At 50.9% G+C, this 18,870-nt stretch carries 15 protein-coding genes; all 15 read left to right on the top strand.

The genetic code is table 11. From position 1 onward, the window contains the following. Positions 1-81: 81 nt before the first annotated feature. The 15 genes from JW814_07870 (at position 82) to JW814_07800 (ending at position 18,841) form a co-directional block, all read left to right on the top strand. Positions 82-2,259: a DNA translocase FtsK gene (locus JW814_07870; GenBank protein ID MBN2071357.1), complete on the top strand. Its 2,178-nt coding sequence runs from the start codon at positions 82-84 to the stop codon at positions 2,257-2,259. Beyond that, the gene (rimO, locus tag JW814_07865; GenBank protein MBN2071356.1) at positions 2,237-3,616 is read left to right on the top strand and encodes a 30S ribosomal protein S12 methylthiotransferase RimO; all 1,380 of its coding nucleotides are present in this window, start codon (positions 2,237-2,239) and stop codon (positions 3,614-3,616) included. The genes JW814_07870 and rimO overlap by 23 nt, the downstream gene beginning before the upstream one ends. Before the next feature lie 106 nt (positions 3,617-3,722). Further along, positions 3,723-4,412, top strand: a complete 690-nt coding sequence (locus JW814_07860; GenBank protein MBN2071355.1) for a hypothetical protein — start codon at positions 3,723-3,725, stop codon at positions 4,410-4,412. An 8-nt stretch (positions 4,413-4,420) separates the two neighbouring features. After that, the gene (locus JW814_07855; GenBank protein ID MBN2071354.1) at positions 4,421-5,359 is read left to right on the top strand and encodes a tetratricopeptide repeat protein; all 939 of its coding nucleotides are present in this window, start codon (positions 4,421-4,423) and stop codon (positions 5,357-5,359) included. Next, a complete protein-coding gene (gene bamD, locus JW814_07850) occupies positions 5,343-6,128 on the top strand; it encodes an outer membrane protein assembly factor BamD (GenBank protein MBN2071353.1) in 786 nt (261 codons plus the stop codon). Before JW814_07855 ends, bamD begins: the two co-directional genes overlap by 17 nt. Further along, entirely contained in the window at positions 6,118-6,708 is a 591-nt protein-coding gene (gene nadD, locus JW814_07845) for a nicotinate (nicotinamide) nucleotide adenylyltransferase (GenBank protein ID MBN2071352.1), read from the top strand. The genes bamD and nadD overlap by 11 nt, the downstream gene beginning before the upstream one ends. An 18-nt stretch (positions 6,709-6,726) precedes the next feature. Beyond that, positions 6,727-9,438, top strand: a complete 2,712-nt coding sequence (gene polA, locus JW814_07840) for a DNA polymerase I (GenBank protein ID MBN2071351.1) — start codon at positions 6,727-6,729, stop codon at positions 9,436-9,438. Further along, entirely contained in the window at positions 9,438-10,046 is a 609-nt protein-coding gene (coaE, locus tag JW814_07835) for a dephospho-CoA kinase (protein MBN2071350.1), read from the top strand. Before polA ends, coaE begins: the two co-directional genes overlap by 1 nt. An 81-nt stretch (positions 10,047-10,127) precedes the next feature. Continuing rightward, positions 10,128-11,244, top strand: a protein-coding gene (gene prfB / locus JW814_07830) for a peptide chain release factor 2 (protein ID MBN2071349.1) whose coding sequence is annotated in 2 segments (ribosomal slippage) — positions 10,128-10,199 and positions 10,201-11,244 — 1,116 coding nt in all. Because the reading frame shifts where the segments join, the coding sequence is not laid out codon by codon here. A 17-nt stretch (positions 11,245-11,261) separates the two neighbouring features. After that, on the top strand, positions 11,262-12,743 hold the full coding sequence (gene lysS, locus JW814_07825; protein MBN2071348.1) for a lysine--tRNA ligase: 1,482 nt from the start codon (positions 11,262-11,264) through the stop codon (positions 12,741-12,743). 5 nt (positions 12,744-12,748) lie between these two features. Next, positions 12,749-14,005 carry an FtsX-like permease family protein gene (locus JW814_07820; GenBank protein ID MBN2071347.1) on the top strand — a complete coding sequence of 419 codons (1,257 nt, stop codon included), beginning with the start codon at positions 12,749-12,751 and terminating at the stop codon, positions 14,003-14,005. 81 nt (positions 14,006-14,086) lie between these two features. Then, positions 14,087-14,770, top strand: a complete 684-nt coding sequence (locus tag JW814_07815) for an ABC transporter ATP-binding protein (GenBank protein MBN2071346.1) — start codon at positions 14,087-14,089, stop codon at positions 14,768-14,770. A gap of 1 nt (position 14,771) precedes the next feature. Beyond that, complete coding sequence (locus tag JW814_07810; GenBank protein MBN2071345.1) at positions 14,772-15,293, top strand: UvrB/UvrC motif-containing protein; 522 nt, start codon at positions 14,772-14,774, stop codon at positions 15,291-15,293. Next, positions 15,286-16,341, top strand: a complete 1,056-nt coding sequence (locus JW814_07805; protein ID MBN2071344.1) for a protein arginine kinase — start codon at positions 15,286-15,288, stop codon at positions 16,339-16,341. Before JW814_07810 ends, JW814_07805 begins: the two co-directional genes overlap by 8 nt. 31 nt (positions 16,342-16,372) lie before the next feature. Beyond that, on the top strand, positions 16,373-18,841 hold the full coding sequence (locus JW814_07800) for an ATP-dependent Clp protease ATP-binding subunit (protein ID MBN2071343.1): 2,469 nt from the start codon (positions 16,373-16,375) through the stop codon (positions 18,839-18,841). The last annotated feature ends 29 nt before the right edge of the window (positions 18,842-18,870 follow it).

Here is an 18,870-nt window from a genome sequence, read left to right as displayed (position 1 = left end):
AGGCCTGATTTCCGAGGCTGGGCTGTTGTTCCGCATGAAGGCGATGATCGGTCGCCAGGTGAATACTGACAGGATTGAAGCATGGCGGTGAAAAAGAAGATAGCGACAGGACTTCTGCTGGTGAGTGCTTCGGTGTTTATCGGCGTGGCGCTCTATTCGTACGATTTTCGCGACTGGGGATCGTTCCTCGGCGCGAGAAATCTCTGTGGACCATTTGGAGCTTTTATCGCGGGGTTTCTCAGAATAGCGGTCGGGCCTGTCGTCTCGTGGATCGTGCCGCTTTTCTTTCTCTACTGGGGATGGATCCTCCTGTCGGGAAGAAAAATATCGGCACACGCGAAGCATCTCGTCTGTGTCGGGATACTTGCCGTTCTTGTCGCCGCTCTTTTTTCCGCCTTCAGCGATAGTGACAGTGGCGGGTTTGCCGGGGAGAGAGTCGATGCTTTCCTGCGGCTTATCTCCGGCAGGATAGGATCCCTGATAATCCTTGTTTCAGCGACTATGCTGACTCTTCTCGTGCTGCTTTTCGGTTCAATCCATGGAATGATCGAGCGGATCGTCGAGCTTGATATTTTCGGCGCGCTTACACGTTCAGTCAGCAGGGAAAATAAAAAACAACCGCGCGGGGAACGGAAGACCCAGGCAGGAAAAAAACGTTCGATCCGGGCAAAGGGGGAGAAAAAGAAAAAACCGGAGCCTTCCGATGATGAACTCGATGAGGAGCCTGTAGAGATCGATATTCCGGCTCCCAGAAAAAGAAGACCTCTGCCGAGGCCCAATACGGCGCAAAAACCTCCTGTCGTCGCCGGAGCAGACGCTACGCCGGCAGATAACGCGCCGTTACCCGACCTGTCGATCCTGGATGACTATGATGAATCGACGATTACCTACAGCAAGGAGGATCTGATCGCGAGGTCTGAGGTGATCGAGGCGAAACTCGAGGATTACGGGCTGAAGGGTAAGGTACAGAAGGTCCTGCCCGGACCGGTCGTGACGACCTTCGAATTCGTGCCGGCGCCGGGAGTGAAGGTCAGTCAGATTGCCAACCGCGCCGATGATATCTCTCTCGCCCTGGCGGCCAGGGCGCTGAGGATCCAGGCTCCGATCCCCGGAAGGGGAGCGGTAGGGATAGAAGTGCCGAATCCCGAACCCAAGATGGTCGTTCTGAAAGAACTGCTGGAGCATTTTCCGCCCGCGGAGGATGGACTGATGGTCTCGCTCGGTAAGAGCGTCACCGGTGAACCGGTTTTCGTCGATATATCGGATATGCCGCATCTTCTTATAGCCGGAGCTACGGGGAGCGGGAAAAGCGTCTGTATAAATACCATTATCTGTTCCCTGCTCTTCAACCATACCCCGGCGACATGCAGATTCGTACTTATCGATCCAAAACGTCTTGAACTGATCACCTACAACGATATTCCCCATCTTCTTCATCCGGTGATCACCGAGGCGAAGCAATCCCTGAAGGTCCTGAACTACCTGACAATAGAGATGGACAGGCGTTATAAGCTGCTGGCCAGGTTCGGAGTGAAGAATATCAAGGGATTCAACCAGAAGGTCACTTCTGAAAAGCTGGTCGAAAGTGAGACTGGTGAGGCTCTTTCCACGCTGCCTTACTATGTGTGCATAATAGATGAACTGGCCGATATCATGGTCACGCTCGGCAACGAGATATATCCTCCGATCACCAGGCTTGCCCAGATGGCGAGGGCCGTCGGGATACATCTCGTCTTCGCCACTCAGAGGCCATCGGTAGATGTGATAACCGGTCTTATCAAGGCCAATTTTCCATCGAGGATCGCTTTCCAGGTGACCTCGAAGACTGATTCCAGGACGATCCTCGATGTCAATGGAGCGGAGACTCTTCTCGGTAACGGCGATATGCTTTATCTTCCCAAGAATCTCCCGGCCCCGGTAAGGATCCAGGGCGCCTACATCTCGGAGAAAGAGGCTGAGAACGTTGCCGATTACTGGAGGTCGTTCCAGGGGGGAGGAGAGATAGACCTTTCAGCCGAGACCGGGCCAGAACCTGACGCCGATGCCGATATCGACGACGATCTTTATGAAAAAGCGCGGGAACTTGTCATAATGCACCAGCAGGGATCGATCTCTCTCGTTCAGAGGCGGCTCCGGGTCGGGTACGCGAGAGCGGCGAGGTTGATCGATATGCTCGAGCAATCGGGAGTAGTCGGTCCGTTCGAAGGAAGCAAGGCAAGGGAAGTGTTGATCAGCCGTGAAGAGTATGAAGGAATCTGACTTTTCGATCACTCCCGGAACCTATCATTTTTTCAATCTGGGGTGTCCAAAAAATCTTGTCGACGCTGAACGGACAGCGGCCAGGCTTGAAGAGAAAGGCTGGCGCGAAACTGGCGATCCGGCGTCGGCCGATCTTCTTGTCATCACGACTTGCGCTTTCATTTCCATAGCGGAGGAAGAATCGGTAAACGAGATCCTCAGGGTCTCTTCAGGCAGAAGGGAAGACCAGATCCTGGCCGTACTCGGATGTCTCGTAACCCGGGAAGGGGAAAAACTCGTCGGACTTATACCGGAAGTCGATATCTTCCTGCCGGTAAAAGAGATGGAATCCCTCGCCGATATCGTGACAGATCGCAGCTGCCCTGTCATACCGTCGATATCTCCTCCGGACCGTCTACTGATCGGGAAGGCGGGAAGGAGGCTCTTCACTCCTTCTCACATCGCATATCTCAAGATATCGGAAGGGTGTTCAAATCACTGCGCCTACTGCAAGATACCTTCGATAAGGGGAGAACTCGAAAGCAGGAGCCGAGGCGATATTCTTTTCGAGATCGAGGCCCTGTCGGCGGCAGGAATCAAGGAACTTGTAATAATCGCGCAGGATACGACTGCTTACGGTCATGAGACCGGAGAAAAGCAGTCGCTGTACCACCTTCTCGAAGATATAGCAGATCGAGGTTCATTCGATTGGATAAGGTTGATGTATATGCATCCGGCGCATACCGACGCGAAGGAGATATGCCGTCTTTCGGAATCAGGTATCATAATACCCTACCTCGATATCCCGATCCAGCATGTCTCTGACGGAGTGCTCAGGAGGATGAAGCGCGGGTACGGGCGAAGGGAGCTTGAGGATATCATCGGGACCCTCAGATCGATCGACCCCGGGATGGTACTGAGGACGACAGTCATGACGGGGTTTCCCGGGGAAACGGATGAGGATTTTCAGGAATTGACCGATTTTCTTGAAAAATACAGGTTCGATCATGTAGGTGTTTTTTCATATTCAGCTGAAAATGGCACTCCCGCGGCGAGTCTAGGATCGACTATTTCTGAAGATACAGCCAGGTCGAGAGCCGATGAGGTAATCTCCATTCAGATGGATATATCTTACGAGAGGCTGGCGGAAAGGGATGGTAAGAGGTTGAAGGTGCTTGTCGATGATCTCGTTGCGCCGGACCATGCTCCCGTTTCCGGAGTGTGGGGGACAGGCCGTTTCTACGGCCAGTCATACGAGATCGATGGAGTGATATACCTCTCCGGCAGAAAGACAGAACCTGGCAGTTTTTCTCTGGCCGATGTAACCGAAGTAGAAGCATACGATCTTTTCGCCACGGTCAGGGAAGATTTAGATTGACATTTGTCTGCAAATACTGAATATAATTCACGTTAAGGTGGGAGTTAATGACTGCCGGCCGGTTATTAAGTAATAATAGCTGATCTACCCCCATGGAGGTCGTTGATTGAGTTCTTTCAGAGAGAATGGTGCTATGTCGAGAATTCCGGCGATAATCTGTCTTGTGCTGGTCTTTAACACCTTTCCCGTGTCGGGTTCGCCTGGTGCGGGTGAAAAAATACCGACTAATTACGAGATCATAGAAAAGATCTCTCTCGAGGCTATAGCGGAACTCAGAGCCAACATGCCCGGTCTCGCGGGAGAGAAACTGATCTTCCTGTCAAAAGAGAAGGGCGCCGGCAGTATCGACATCATTTTCAAGAACGCCATGATCAAGACGATGACGAATGCTGGAATGAGAGTGGCTGAAGATCTTGTAACGACGAAAGAGGGGGAGAAGACCGCTGATTACAGGTTAAGTTATCAGTTGATAAGGCTGGATTTCAAATACCCGGACATTCACCGCAGTTACTGGGTCGGATCCAAGCAGGTCGACAGGCTTGCCGAGATAGGCGTCTTCACCCAGTTGACAGACCTGTCGACCGGAGATATCATCTGGGTCGGCGAGACACAGAAAAAATATGAGGATGTGATCTCATATTCACTCCTTGAGCGCGTAGAGGATCCGCAATACGATTTTACCAGACCGCCCAGAAAAGAACTTCGCTGGAGCAAGCTCGTTGAACCGGTCGTCGTGACAGGGATCGTGACAGGACTTGTCTATCTGTTCTTTTCAAATCAGACCAGTACGGAATGATAACCGGTATGAGGGGGGGTCGATCTGTCATTTCCTTTCTCAACAAGAGATATATATCGCTGGCGCTGGCGGGGCTGATAGTCTCATCAGCACTCTCATGCGAGAAGAAGACGCTGCTTCAACAGGCGGAAGAGGAGTACAAGAAGGACAATTTCCGCGAGGCGGTCTTTCTGGTTAAACATCATTTCAGGCGCGGAGGAGACAGGAGTCCCGAATTGCTCTTCATTTCGGGTAAAGCCCTTCTAAAACTCGGAAGAGAATCGGATGCGGATGATTCTTTCGCCGAGATCTACAGCATCGACAGTCTCTGGGCCCCGAAGCTTGCCGAGGTCCTTCAGGTCGAAGCGATAGAGAGTCTTGAAAAAGGACAGGATTCACGTGGTAAAAGGTTTATCCTCAGAGCGGTGAATTACAGGAACAACATCGATTTCAGGGAGTATAACTCTCTGGCGGGAGAGCTTCTCCTTGAAAGAAAGGATTACGAAGGAGCGAAATTCTATTTTACGAGATATCTCGCGCAATATCCCGATTCAATGGGGGCCGCGAAAGTGATGATCGACCTCGGAGCCACCTACGAGGGTCTGGGGGAGACGATCAAGGCCATAGATCTGTACAGGCTTTTCCAGGAACGATATCCAAAAAGCCGGATGGTTTCGACGGCTAAATGGAAACTGGAGAATCTTCTCCTAAACGCGGGCGAGGAACTTTTTATCGGTGGCGAGACAGACGAATCGGAGTCACTGCTTCGCGATCTTGCAGGTTCGGCTGATAATCCTCTCGTAAGGGAAAAAGCGAATTTTATGCTCGCTCAGATATTCGAATCGAATCACGAGATAAATACGGCTATCGAATATTATAAAAGAGTCATATATATAAATCTCGGGTCAAGCGGAAGACTGGCCGAGAAAGCGAAAGAAAGGATAGTGGAGCTTGAAAAGGCAAGGTAGATATATATCGGGATCCGCCAGGATCATCATTTCGGCAGCATTATTGATAACGTCCTGCGGTGGTCCATACACCGCTAAAAGGATAAATCAGCCGGACGCGAAACTTGCTCTGGCCGAATCGCTTTTCCAGAAAGAGAAATATGCAGATGCCTCTCTCGAGTACAAGGATTTTCTCGCTGTCTTCGCCGGTGATGAACGGGCCGATTACGCCCAGTTCCGGCTGGCGGAATGCCTGAGGCTCGACGAGGATTATCCGATTGCCGCCATAGAGTACAGGATACTCATCAATGATTACGGCTACAGTGAATATATTGATGACGCTTTCTACCTCGAAGGACTATGCGCGTTCATGCAGAGGCAGCGGCCTGAAAGAGACCAGGCGAAGACTTACGAGGCTCTGAGCCGGATCAACCGGTTTCTCAAACTCTTTCCCGACAGTCCGAGGAGAGCCGAAGCCGAGAAGACAAGGAAAGAGATATTCGAACTGCTCGGCGAAAAAGAATTCATGAATGCCAGGAGTTATTTGTCGCGCAAGCATTACAACGCCGCTCTGGTCTACCTGGATAAAGTGATCGAGCAATATCCGGGGACGGTCTGGGAAGATCTTTCGCATTACCACAAGGGTGTGATAGCCGAGGAACGCGGTGAAATTGAAAACGCCATAGCAGAATACGGAAAAAGCATTTCCTCGGAATTCCAGTTTTCCGGGAAAGAGAAAGCACGCGAAAGGATCCTTTCATTAAAGGGAGAAAAGGATAGTGAAGAGTAGGGAGAGAATAGGGCTCTTTGGAGGGTCCTTCGATCCCGTTCATACCGGGCACCTGATTCTCGCCGAGATGGCCGCGGAAGCGGCATCGCTCGACAGGGTGCTGTTTATTCCCACCTCGAATCCTCCGCACAAAAGCGCAGGGAGGATGAGTTCCTTCAGTGACAGAAAAATCATGGTGGAACTGGCGATCGCCGGAAACGAGAGGTTCTTCATCTCAGACCTGGAAGATAGAGGAGATATCTCATACACCTTCGAATCGATATTGCATTTCAGGGAGAAAGGGTTCGGCAGGGATCAGATACATCTTATTATCGGAGCCGATTCGCTCAATGATATAACGCGCTGGAGGAATCCGGAAGAAATACTCTCAAACGCGACTATCATCGCGATGCAGAGGCCGGGACATACCGTGAATTCCCCTCTGCCCTCGGAAGCTGCGATCATCTTTCTGACAGGCGCGTCGAATTCGATATCCTCGAGCGGTATAAGGAAGCGTGTCGCCGAGCGCAAGTCGATACGCTATCTTGTCCCGGAAAGCGTTGCCAGGTATATTGAAGAGAGATCGCTTTACATCGGATAGAAGAAACCGGGAGTCAAAATGGCCCTGTTCCTGATTGATGGTCACGCCATAGCCTACAGGTCATACTACGCCTTTATACGCAATCCTCTTACAAATTCCCGGGGTGAGAATACCAGCACCTCGTTCGGATTTACGCGGCTTGTCCTGAGGCTGCTCGACAGTTACGATCCCCAGATGATCGCCATCGTCTTTGACTCAGAGGGAGAGACGCTCAGGCATGAGAAATACGCAGAATACAAAGCTCAGCGTGAACCTATGCCGGAAGATATCCAGTCACAGTTGCCGGTGATCGTCGATATCATCGAATCGCTGGGGATCCCGGTCATAGCCAGTCCTGGATACGAAGCAGACGATATAATAGCCACCATTGCCCTCGATGCCGCGGGAAACGGCCATGATGTCAGGATAGTATCCAGTGACAAGGACCTCTTTCAACTTTTAAGCGACAGGATCAGGATGATAAGACCGGGTAAAGGCAACAATCTTTCTGATACTATCGGTCCGGAATGGCTCAACGAGAAGTATGGATTGAGACCGCAACAGATCACTGATTTCCTGGCGATGATGGGCGACAGCGTCGATAACATACCGGGGATACGCGGTATCGGCGAAAAGACGGCGCTTAAGCTTCTTCACGAGTACGATAATCTCGAAAACATCTTTGCAAACGCAGGGTCGATCAAACCTGCCCACATAGGAAAAAAGATATCGGAGGGGAAGGATGAAGGTCTTTTCTCGAGGGAACTGGTCAGACTGATAGATGTTCCCGTCGGTATCAGATTCGACCAGTTGAAACGTCGTAAGAGGGACGATGAGAGGCTGACAGACCTGTTCATCAGCCTTGAGTTCAACCAGATGATCGAGGAGCTTTCCCTTGGAGGCGATAAGGAACGATCGGAAGATGATTACACGATCGTCAGGGAGGAAGATCTCGGAAAGCTCGCCGGGATGCTGGAAGACTCGGGAGGATTCGTGCTTGACGTGGAAACAACGTCGCTGGACGCCTACCGGGCGGAACTTGTAGGTATCTCCTTCTGCTTTTCGGAAGGAAAGGCTTGGTATGTCCCGGTAGCGGGAAAGGCCGTCGGGGGAACGGGCCTCTTTGACGAAGAAGTAGACGAAGAGAGCTCGCTGATCCCGCTTGAACGGGTAAGGGATATCCTCGGCCCGGTCCTGGCGAGTGAAAAGACGACTAAGGCCGGGCATAATATTAAGTACGACCTGAAGGTACTCGAGGCGCACGGGTTCGAAGTCGCCAACGTGACGTGGGACACGATGATCGCGTCGTATTGTATAGATCCTTCGAGAAGATCGCATTCGCTTGACAATCTGGCTCTCGATATCTTTCGGCACAGGATGATCCCGTACAGCGGACTTTTCGAGAAGGGCGACAGGGAAAAAGATATAAGAAAAGTCCCTCTTGAAAGACTTGCCGCGTATGCCTGCGAAGATTCGGATTACACCTTCAGATTGAAAGAATATTTCACCGGTCCACTCGAAGACAACCCTCTCGGGGAGTTGTTCGGGAAGATCGAGATGCCGCTCAGCTTCGTTCTTAAAAGAATGGAAGACAGCGGAATGACGCTTGATACTTCCAGGCTCAGCGAACTTTCAAGAGAGATAAAGTCGGAGATCGACATCCTTACGTCGAAGATCCATGAGATGACGGGAGAGGAATTCAATATCAATTCCAACAAGCAGATGCAGAGGATCCTTTTTGAGAAAATGGGATTGACCGCGGCGAGAAAGACGAAAACCGGATATTCGACCGATGTCAACGTACTGACGGATCTCGCGATCGATCATCCGGTCGCCGGGTTGATACTCGAATACCGGCAGATGTCAAAACTGCTCAGCACTTATGTCGACACCCTTCCCGGTCTCGTAAATCCGGTGACAGGCAAGATCCATACTTCTTTCAATCAGACTGTGGCGGCGACCGGAAGGCTGTCTTCAAGCGATCCGAACCTTCAGAACATACCGATCAGAACTGAGCTGGGCAGGAAGATAAGAAGCGCTTTTATACCGGAGAAAGGCAATATGCTTCTCGACGCCGATTATTCGCAGATCGAACTGCGGCTAATGGCCCATCTCTCCGGAGATCCCCAGCTGGTCTCTGCCTTCATAGACGGCAGTGATATACATTCGAGAACGGCGGCGAGGATCTACGGCGTGGATGAGGAACAGGTCACCAGGGAGATGCGGGTCTCGGCCAAGACGATCAATTTCGGCGTCCTTTACGGACAGGGAGCCCGTGCTTTATCAAGGCAGTTGAGGATACCTTTCGAGGAAGCGAAAAAATTCATAGATGAATATTTCGAAAAATATCCAGGGATAAGGGAGTTTATCGATTCGTCTGTCGAATCGGCGAGGAAAAAGGGATACGCGGAGACTCTTCTTGGAAGGAGGCGGCCGCTTCCCGATATCAACAGCAGCAACGGAAGATTCAGGTCGTTCTCGGAGAGGATCGCGGTAAATATGCCGATCCAGGGTACAGCCGCGGACCTTATCAAGATCGCCATGATCGAGATCGACAGGGAGATATCAAGGAGAGGAATGAAGTCCAGGATGATACTTCAGGTGCATGACGAACTTGTATTTGACGTTATTCCAGGGGAACTCGGCGATATGGAAGAACTCGTCGTCAGGTTGATGGAATCAGCAATTGAACTCAGAGTTCCGCTGAAAGTGGAGATCGGAAGTGGTAGAAACTGGCTGGAGGCCCATTGATGAGAGCTCCCTTGATCGTTGTTACGGGAGGGATCGGTTCGGGAAAATCGACAGTCGCGGCGATACTTGCCGGAAAGGACGGGAAAATAATCGACGCGGACGCTCTGGCACACGGGGTTTACGATGACCCCGCGCTTAAAGAGAAATTGATGGAAAGGTTCGGTCCGGGAGTGTTTACCCGTTCCGGAACGGTATCGCGGGCGAAACTTGGACGTATTGTCTTTTCGGACCTGCGTATGATGGCGCTTCTCGACCGGACGGTGCGTCCCTTTGTGAAGGAACTTGTATCAAAGACAGTCAGGGAAAGCAGGAGCCGGAATAAATACATTGTTCTTGATGCTGTACTGTATTTTCAGTATAAATTCAGGTTCAGGGCCGATCTGGTCGTGACGACCAGGGCATCCGAACGGACCCGAGTAAAACGAATTGTCGAAAGAGACAAGTGCGACGCCAGCGAGGCGCGCAGGAGGATAGAGACGCAGAAGGGTATGGAGGATGAATGGAACAGGGCAGGCGTCACGATAGATACCGATTGTTCGCGTAAAGCCCTGCTGAGGAAAACCGTTGATATACGCGAAAAATTCATCAGCGCTTTAGCCCTTTCGTGAGCGGGGCGCTATATTTAAAGAAGAAGGAATTATTGACAGTATTTACAGCGGGAAAACGTTTGCCCGGACGGGAGAAGACCGATGACCGAAAATCTACCGATAAGAGAGATCGAAGAATATGTAAGCGATATGGAAGAAAGACTCTCCAGCCTCAAGGAGTATCTTTGACCTTGAAACAATGTCCGCACAGACCATTGAGATCGAGGAAAAGATGTCATCGCCAGGTTTCTGGGACGACCGTGAGACAGCGGAAGAACTTATAACCAGGCTGAAATCTCTTAAAAGCAAAACTGAACCGTTTTCGTCGCTGAACGATGAGATCCGCTCGCTGAGAGAATTGGTGCTTCTCAGCGAAGATGGGGACAATAGCATCCTGGGCGAGATAGAGTCGGAGATGAAGGCTGTTGAAAAGAGGATGAACAGTTTCGAACTGGAGATCCTCCTTTCCGGAGAACACGACAGAAGCAACGCGCTGATGAACATTCATCCCGGCGCCGGTGGCACGGAATCTCAGGACTGGGCCGAGATGCTGTTGAGGCTGTACACGCGGTACCTGGATAAAAAAGGGTATAAATTCAAACTTCTCGATCTTCAGCCGGGAGACGAGGCTGGGATCAAGAACGCGACTATCGAGGTGAAAGGTGAACTCGCCTATGGAAGACTGAAGGCTGAGGCGGGGATCCACAGGCTTGTAAGGTTATCGCCTTTCGACGCCAATCATAGGAGGCACACTTCCTTCGCTTCGGTATTCGTCTATCCGGAGGTGGACGATAATATCGATGTTGAGATCGATCCTGAGGATATCAGGATCGATACGTACAGGGCGAGCGGGGCGGGCGGACAGCATGTGAACAAGACTGATTCGGCGATAAGGATAACGCACTATCCGACCGGGATCGTCGTCCAGTGCCAGAACGAGCGGTCACAGCACCGCAACAGGGAAATGGCGATGAAAGTGCTGCGATCGAGGATATACGTAAAACTCCTCGAGGAGGAAGAAGAGAAGAAATCGAAGATCACTGGGGAAAAAAAGGCCATTTCCTGGGGAAACCAGATCAGAAGCTATGTGTTTCATCCATACACAATGGTCAAGGATCACAGGACCAATGTTCAGACTGGAAATATTACTGCCGTCATGGATGGAGAAATAGATGATTTCATAGAAGCGTTCCTGAGAATGAAAGAAAGGACTGACTGAAGGTGAAAGAGAATGAGATTGTCCACGAAGGTGGGCGTGAAAGAGAGAACAGGCTTGAGAAACTTGACAGGCTTCGCGAAACCGGAATAAACCCTTATCCGTACAGGTTTCAGAGAACGCACCGTATAAGCGGACTTCATTCGGGTGAAGAGACGCTTCTGGAAAGCGGCGGAGATATAGCCGTGGCGGGAAGGATAATGTCTCTGAGGGGACATGGGCATACTTCTTTCGGAAATATCAAGGACGATACGGGAGAGATACAGTTTTACATCAAGGATGCTGAAGTCAGCGCGACTGACTGGAAGGTCTTCAGGCTGCTCGACATCGGCGATATCATAGGGATCTGGGGAGTCATGTTCAAGACAAGGACCGGAGAGCTGACCATAAAGGTGAGCCGTCTTGAACTTCTGAGCAAATCACTTCTACCCCTTCCGGAAAAATACCATGGGTTGCAGGACAAGGAATTGAGATACCGGAGACGCTACGTAGACCTTATCGTGAACGATGATGTGATGAAAGTATTTCAGAAAAGGACGATGATCATAGATACGATCAGGAACTATCTCAAAGAGCATAATTTTCTCGAGGTCGAGACACCGGTGCTTCAACCGCTTTACGGAGGGGCTTCGGCGAGGCCTTTCGTGACGCATCACAACTCTCTCGACATGAAGCTCTACCTGAGGATCGCTGACGAGCTCTACCTCAAGAGGCTGATCGTGGGAGGAATGGAGAGAGTCTTTGAATTCGCGAAAGATTTCAGGAACGAGGGGATGGACAAATCGCATAATCCGGAATTCACCATGCTTGAATGCTACGCTGCGTACTGGGATTATAACGACATGATGGGTTTTCTTGAGGAGATGTACCAGAGGCTCTGCGAAGAGGTCGTCGGTTCATCCCGGATAGTCTTCGGCGAACATCAACTCGATCTGACTCCTCCATGGAAAAGGTTGACATTCTTCGGTTCGCTCGAGGAGAGGACAGGTCTCGATCTGCGCGGAGCGACAGTAAAGGATCTGGAAAAAGTCGCGAGGGAAAAGGAGATCGGTCTCGATGGTGTGTCGGGCAAGGCCGCGCTTCTCGATCAACTGTTTTCGGAGCTGGTGGAACCCCACCTGATCCAGCCCACCTTTATCATCGACTATCCGGTCGAGCTTTCCCCCCTGGCAAAGATGCACAGGGAGGAAGAAGGGCTTGTCGAGAGGTTCGAACCGTATATAGCGGGATTCGAAGTGGCTAACGCTTTCAGCGAATTGAACGACCCGATAGACCAGCGGGCGAGGTTTGAAGAACAGGTAAGGACGCGAGAAGAGGGCGCCGATGAGATGCACCCGGTCGATGATGATTACATCAGGGCTCTTGAATACGGAATGCCTCCTACTGGCGGACTTGGCGTGGGGATCGACCGCCTGGTGATGCTTCTGACGAATTCATCATCGATAAGGGATGTCATCCTGTTTCCCCAGATGCGGCCAGAGACCGGCAGAGAGGGAAGGTAGCACAGATGCACTATTCCTTTTCGATCGCTCTGAGGTACCTCAAGGCGCGGCACAGAAGCGGATTCGTTTCGAGAGTGACTCTAATCGCGGTCGGTGGCACCCTCGTAGGCGTGACGACTCTGGTGATCGTCCTGTCACTGATGAACGGGTTCGAGAGCGAACTGAGAAGCAGGATAATCGAATTCAACACGCATGTACTCCTTTTCGCCAGGTCCCCGAAGGCGTGGGCCGATATCGACTCGATCTCGGCGGAGATAGGAAATGTGCCAGGCGTCATCTCTTCATCCCCGTTCGTACGCGGTGAGTCGATACTGAATTACGAGCTGATCCCAGGCATTCGCGTGAAGACAAAGGGTGTGATAATAAAGGGTATCGAGATCGAGAGGGAAAGAAACGTCTCAACTGTAATAGATTCCTTCTATCCACCCGTTACGACTTTCGAGACGGGTGGGTTCTATGAAGGCGAGGAATTGCCAGGGATCGTCCTCGGGCAGGAGCTGGCGGATGATCTGAGGATATCGCTGGCTGAGGAACTGACGCTTGTCAGCGCTCCCGCCGATCTGAAGGCGGGAGAGATCGTGCCACGGCTGATGGATTTCAGGGTCATAGGGTTCTTCAAGACGGGAGTCTTCGAATTCGATTCGAGGTTCTGTTATATCGATATCAGGGACGCTTCAAAATTGTACGATTTCGAATCTTCGATAAGGGGGCTCGGAATCAAGGTCGACGATATATACAGGGCGAAAGATATAGATGACGCCATACAGGAGAGGCTTCAGAGCTATGAATATGGCACGAATAACTGGATAGATATGAACAGTAGTCTTTTCAGCTACATAAAGGTCGAGAAGATACTGATGTTCCTTCTTCTCGCCCTTATAATCCTTATAGCGGCATTCAATCTCGTGGGAATGCTTACTATGGTGATAATGGAAAAACGAAGCGAGATCGGGATACTGAGGTCGATGGGGGCGTCGTCGAGGGGTATCATGTCGATCTTTATGGTGGAGGGGACGATCATCGGGCTTGCCGGGACTGTACTCGGAGTATTACTCGGCTATGGTATATGCATGATCCTCTCAGCCGTGCATCTCGATCTGCCGGCAGACATATATTTTATTAACACGCTGCCCGTAGTCGTCAAACTTGCTGATATCCTTATGGTCAGCGCGGCGTCACTGGTCATCTGTTTCGCCGCCACGATATATCCAAGCTGGGAGGCCTGCAAAATGCCTCCTCTGGACGCGATCAGGTTCGATTAGGTGAGGTGTCCGAGGCGGCGAAAGGAACAGGACAGCTTGCCAGGAAGAGAAAGAAAAAGTATATTTTAACAGAGGTAGCATATGAATGTTCTGAAAGCTGAAGATCTGTCCAAGGTATTCGACGTGGAAATGGGAAAGATCGAGGTTTTGAAGGGACTCGATTTCGAAGCTGGCGAGGGCGAGGTGATAGCGATCCTCGGTGAATCCGGTGCCGGAAAATCGACACTGCTGCATCTGCTTGGCACACTTGACACCCCCGATGGCGGCAGGGTCCTGATAAAGGGAAAGGATCCGGTCGAGTGCGGCGCGAGAGAACTGAACATGATCAGAAACCGGGATATCGGTTTCGTATTTCAATTCCACTATCTTCTCCCGGAATTCAATGCCCTCGAGAATGTAATGATGCCCGCGGTTCTTCGTGGTAGCCCTGACGGGCAGATTGAGGCAAGGGCCAGGAGACTTCTTGAGGATGTCGGGCTGCAGGAGAGGACTTCGCATAAACCTGCCGAACTCTCGGGAGGGGAGCAGCAGAGAGTCGCCGTGGCAAGGGCTCTGATGAACGAACCGGCGATAATACTTGCCGATGAGCCTTCAGGTAATCTCGATGACAGGAACAGCATGGTATTACATACTCTGATAACAAAACTGAGCAGATCGAGGAATCAGACTTTCGTTATAGTGACACACAAAAAAGAGATCCTTAACAGTGCTGACAAGGGATTCCTTCTCAGAGACGGAAAGCTCTTCGAGGCAGAAAAGGGATGATATGCTCTGTCAATTCTGCAAGGAAAGAGAAGCCACGATTCATTTTACCAACGTGATAGGTAAAAATGTCGAGAAAATACATATCTGCACGGTCTGCGCCGAGGAAAAAGGATTCGATTACCTCAAGAAGAGCAATTTCGAGAAGGTAGACCTTCTCGCCGGACTGATGAATCTCGCGGCGGAGACGAGCAAGGGGACATCGGCGACTAAACGCTGCCCCGGGTGTGGCAGAACGTACGCTGCCTTCAAAAAATCGGGAAAACTCGGTTGCGCTCAGTGTTATGATATATTCAGAGTGAGGCTGGACCAGGTTCTGAGCAGCATACACGGAGATACCACTCATAAGGGTAAGGTCCCGGTAAGATACGGAAAAAGCGTCGATCTTTCGAGAAGGATAGAAGAACTCCAGTACGAGCTCGGCAGAGTGATTGAACTTGAGCAATACGAGCAGGCAGCGGTAATCAGGGATGAGATAAAGATTCTGAAAGAAAAGGACGAATCGGAGGGAAGGCTCGATGGCTGATATCTCGGAACTGCTGAAGAAACCGGCTGAATGGCTTTCAAGCGATGGCGATGAGAGTGAGATTGTCCTTTCTTCCAGGGTCAGGCTCGCCAGAAACCTTGAAAACAGACCCTTTTCGCATGTTGCCGAGCCGGAGCTCCTCGCTGAGATGTCCCGTGAGGTAAAGGAAGCGGTTCTGAGAACCGATATGCTCGGCAAGGCGACGATAGTGGATATGGACGATATATCGGAAGGCGAGAGGATGATCCTCGCTGAAAGGCGTCTTATTTCCGAAGAGATGGTCAGGAATTACTCCAATAGAAGCCTGGCCGTAAAAGAAGGCGAAAAACTCAGTATCATGATCAACGAGGAGGATCACCTCAGAATACAGTCTTTCGAATCGGGTCTTTCAGTAAGAAAAGCGTTCAAGAGGATAGGTGATCTTGACGATGAACTGGATGAACGGCTTGATTTCGCCTTTTCCAAGCGGCTCGGTTATCTGACCGCCTGTACGACGAATGTGGGGACTGGACTCAGGGTATCAGCGATGGTGCATCTGCCCGGACTGGTCCATAATAACGATATAAGAGGCGTAATTGACGGCCTGAGGCATGTAAGGTTGACTGTCCGTGGCAGCTATGGTGAGGGAAGCGAGGTAGTCGGGAACTTTTTCCAGATATCGAACAGTATAACCCTGGGGCTTTCAGAAGCTGATACGGTGACGAATATTGATTCGCATATCAGGAAGGTCATTGAGTTCGAGAAAAAAGCGCGCACGAGCCTTCTGAGGGAGGCACGGACTTTGCTGGAAGACAAGATTTGGAGGTCTTATGGTATCCTGAAAAGTGCCAGGCTTGTAACTTCAAAAGAGACAATGAGTTTGATTTCAGCTATCAGGCTTGGTATCGGTTTGGGGATCATTACCGATATAAAACTGGCAGATTTGAACGAAATTCTGATTATTATCCAGCCGATGCATCTGCAGAGGCTCTATGGCAAGGCGCTGGGACCTGAGGAAAGGGACAGGATTCGCGCCGACCACATACGATCGAGATTAAAGAAAGATTAGAGAGGCCATTGCGGTTTTTCGAAAGGATGTCATGAACGACAAGTTCACAGAACGAGTAAGAAAAGTCATATACCTCGCGAGAGACGAGGCTAACAGGCTGCAGCACGATTATATAGGAACAGAGCATCTGCTTCTCGGGATAGTACGCGAGGGTGAAGGGATTGCCGCAAGGGTCCTTCAGAAACTCGATCTTGATCTCGAACAGATTCAGCAGGCGATCGAGAACCTCGTAAAACCTACCGGCGGAACGCTAACCCTCGGTGAGATTCCACTTACTCCGAGGGCGAAACGGGTCCTGGAGCTTTCGGTCGAGGAAGCAAGGCTTCTGGGGCATAACTATGTAGGCACAGAGCACCTCCTTCTTGGATTGATACGGGAGGGTGAGGGAGTGGCAGCCAGGGTACTGCTTGAACTCGGCGTCGATCGAAAGAGGGTCCGTGAAGAGATCATGAAGATACTTCATCAGGGTGGAGGAAATATCGGAGCTGGGAAATCATCAAAATCGAAAAGCGAGTCTCCTACACTCGATCAGTTCGGAAGAGACCTGACCCAGCTGGCAAGGGAGAATAAGCTTGATCCGATCATCGGGCGTGAAAGAGAGATGAACAGGATCATACAGATCCTCTGCCGCCGCAAGAAGAACAATCCCGTCCTGATCGGTGAACCGGGTGTGGGGAAATCGGCGATAATCGAAGGCCTCGCTCAGGCGATCGTGAACAACAAGGTCCCTGAACTGCTCAAGGATAAACGAATAACTACGCTCGATCTAGCATCTGTAGTAGCTGGAACAAAATACAGAGGACAGTTCGAGGAGCGTCTTAAGAATATCATAGCCGAGATACGCGATAACGACCAGGTCATCATCTTTATCGACGAGATCCATACGATCGTCGGTGCAGGTGGAGCGGAAGGCGCGATCGACGCTTCCAATATGCTCAAACCAGCTCTGGCAAGGGGTGAGATCCAGTGTATCGGGGCGACGACACTCGACGAGTACAGGAAGCATATCGAGAAGGACGGAGCCCTTGAAAGGCGTTTTCAATCGATTATAATCAGTCCTCCTACCGAGAACGAATCGGTCCTTATCCTCGAGGGGCTTAGAGATAAATACGAAGCTCATCACAGGACCAAGTTCGATCAGGATTCCCTTGAACAGGCTGTATATCTCTCGCAGAGGTATATACAGGGCAGGTTCCTTCCCGACAAGGCAATCGATGTCATAGACGAAGCGGGAGCGAGGGCGAGGCTTTCTGTCACGACTACTCCCGATGAACTCCGCGAGATGGAAAAGCGCATAGAAGAGATGTCGAAGGAAAAGGAATCGGCGATCCAGTCCCAGGAGTTCGAAAAAGCCGCTTCGTTCCGTGACCAGGAGAAGGGATTGCGCGAGGAACTGAAGGAAAGGTACAAGGAGTGGACCGAGCACAGGCAGGAGACCGAGTCGATCGTCACGGGAAAGGACATCGCCAACGTGATTTCTGATATGACAGGTATCCCCGTCTCCGATGTCGAGGAGGAAGAGACTGTCAAGCTTCTCAATCTTGAGGAAGAACTGAGGAAAAGAGTGATCGGCCAGGAGCCGGCTCTTCTTGCCATTGCGAAAGCGGTGAGAAGAAACCGTGCCGGTCTGAGAGACCCAAAAAGGCCTATCGGCTCGTTCGTATTTCTCGGCCCGACGGGAGTCGGGAAGACAGAGCTTGCAAGGACGCTTTCGGCTACTCTTTTCGAGAGTGAAAACGCGCTCATACAGATAGATATGTCTGAATACATGGAAAAATTCGCTATCTCCAGACTGATAGGAGCTCCTCCGGGATATGTCGGATACGAAGAAGGAGGACAGCTGACGGAAAAGGTCAGAAGAAGACCGTACTCGGTCGTTCTTCTCGATGAGATAGAGAAAGCACATCCGGATGTATTCAACCTTCTGCTGCAGATCCTCGAAGAAGGGAATATCACCGATTCGTTCGGGCGGAAGATCGATTTCAAGAACACCGTGCTGATAATGACTTCGAATGCCGGCGCTAAAGATGTCAGGAGTAAAAAAGGGTTCGGCTTCGTCTCGTCTGATGAAAAGGAAGTCGATACCGGTTATGAGCATATGAAGAACAAGATCATGGAAGCCGCCAAACAGATATTCAATCCCGAGTTCATAAACAGGATCGATGAACTTATCGTATTCAGGCAGCTTGACCGCGACGATCTTATGAACATAATCGATATTCTTCTCAAGGACCTCTACACGAGACTCGATTCGATGAAGCTCGAGTTCGAGATAACAGTTGAGGCGAAGGAACTTATCATAGAAAAGGGGTTCGATCCCACTCTGGGAGCGCGGCCCCTGAAGAGAGCTATTCAGAAACTTCTCGAAGACCCACTCAGCGAGAAGATGCTGTCGGGAGATATCAGCCGGCACGATAAGCTCAGTATCACCGCTGATCCATCCGGAAAGATGCTTCTTTTCGAGACGGAGAGGAAGGTCAAGACGGCCAGGTCTGAATAGCCGGAACCTTTATATTCCCCAAATGTACA

It is taken from the genome of Candidatus Krumholzibacteriota bacterium (assembly GCA_016932415.1).
Lineage (GTDB): Bacteria > Krumholzibacteriota > Krumholzibacteriia > Krumholzibacteriales > Krumholzibacteriaceae > Krumholzibacterium.
Note: the sequence above shows the minus strand (reverse complement) of the source record. Positions and strands in the feature narration are given on the sequence as shown.

Bases quoted from the DNA above. Each gene is read 5' to 3' on its own strand.
- JW814_07810 (MBN2071345.1), top strand. From the start codon at position 14,772: ATGCTCTGTCAATTCTGCAAGGAAAGAGAAGCCACGATTCATTTTACC.
- JW814_07855 (MBN2071354.1), top strand. From the start codon at position 4,421: ATGAGGGGGGGTCGATCTGTCATTTCCTTTCTCAACAAGAGATATATA.
- JW814_07805 (MBN2071344.1), top strand. From the start codon at position 15,286: ATGGCTGATATCTCGGAACTGCTGAAGAAACCGGCTGAATGGCTTTCA.
- coaE (MBN2071350.1), top strand. From the start codon at position 9,438: ATGAGAGCTCCCTTGATCGTTGTTACGGGAGGGATCGGTTCGGGAAAA.
- polA (MBN2071351.1), top strand. From the start codon at position 6,727: ATGGCCCTGTTCCTGATTGATGGTCACGCCATAGCCTACAGGTCATAC.
- JW814_07815 (MBN2071346.1), top strand. From the start codon at position 14,087: ATGAATGTTCTGAAAGCTGAAGATCTGTCCAAGGTATTCGACGTGGAA.
- JW814_07870 (MBN2071357.1), top strand. From the start codon at position 82: ATGGCGGTGAAAAAGAAGATAGCGACAGGACTTCTGCTGGTGAGTGCT.
- JW814_07820 (MBN2071347.1), top strand. From the start codon at position 12,749: ATGCACTATTCCTTTTCGATCGCTCTGAGGTACCTCAAGGCGCGGCAC.
- JW814_07800 (MBN2071343.1), top strand. From the start codon at position 16,373: ATGAACGACAAGTTCACAGAACGAGTAAGAAAAGTCATATACCTCGCG.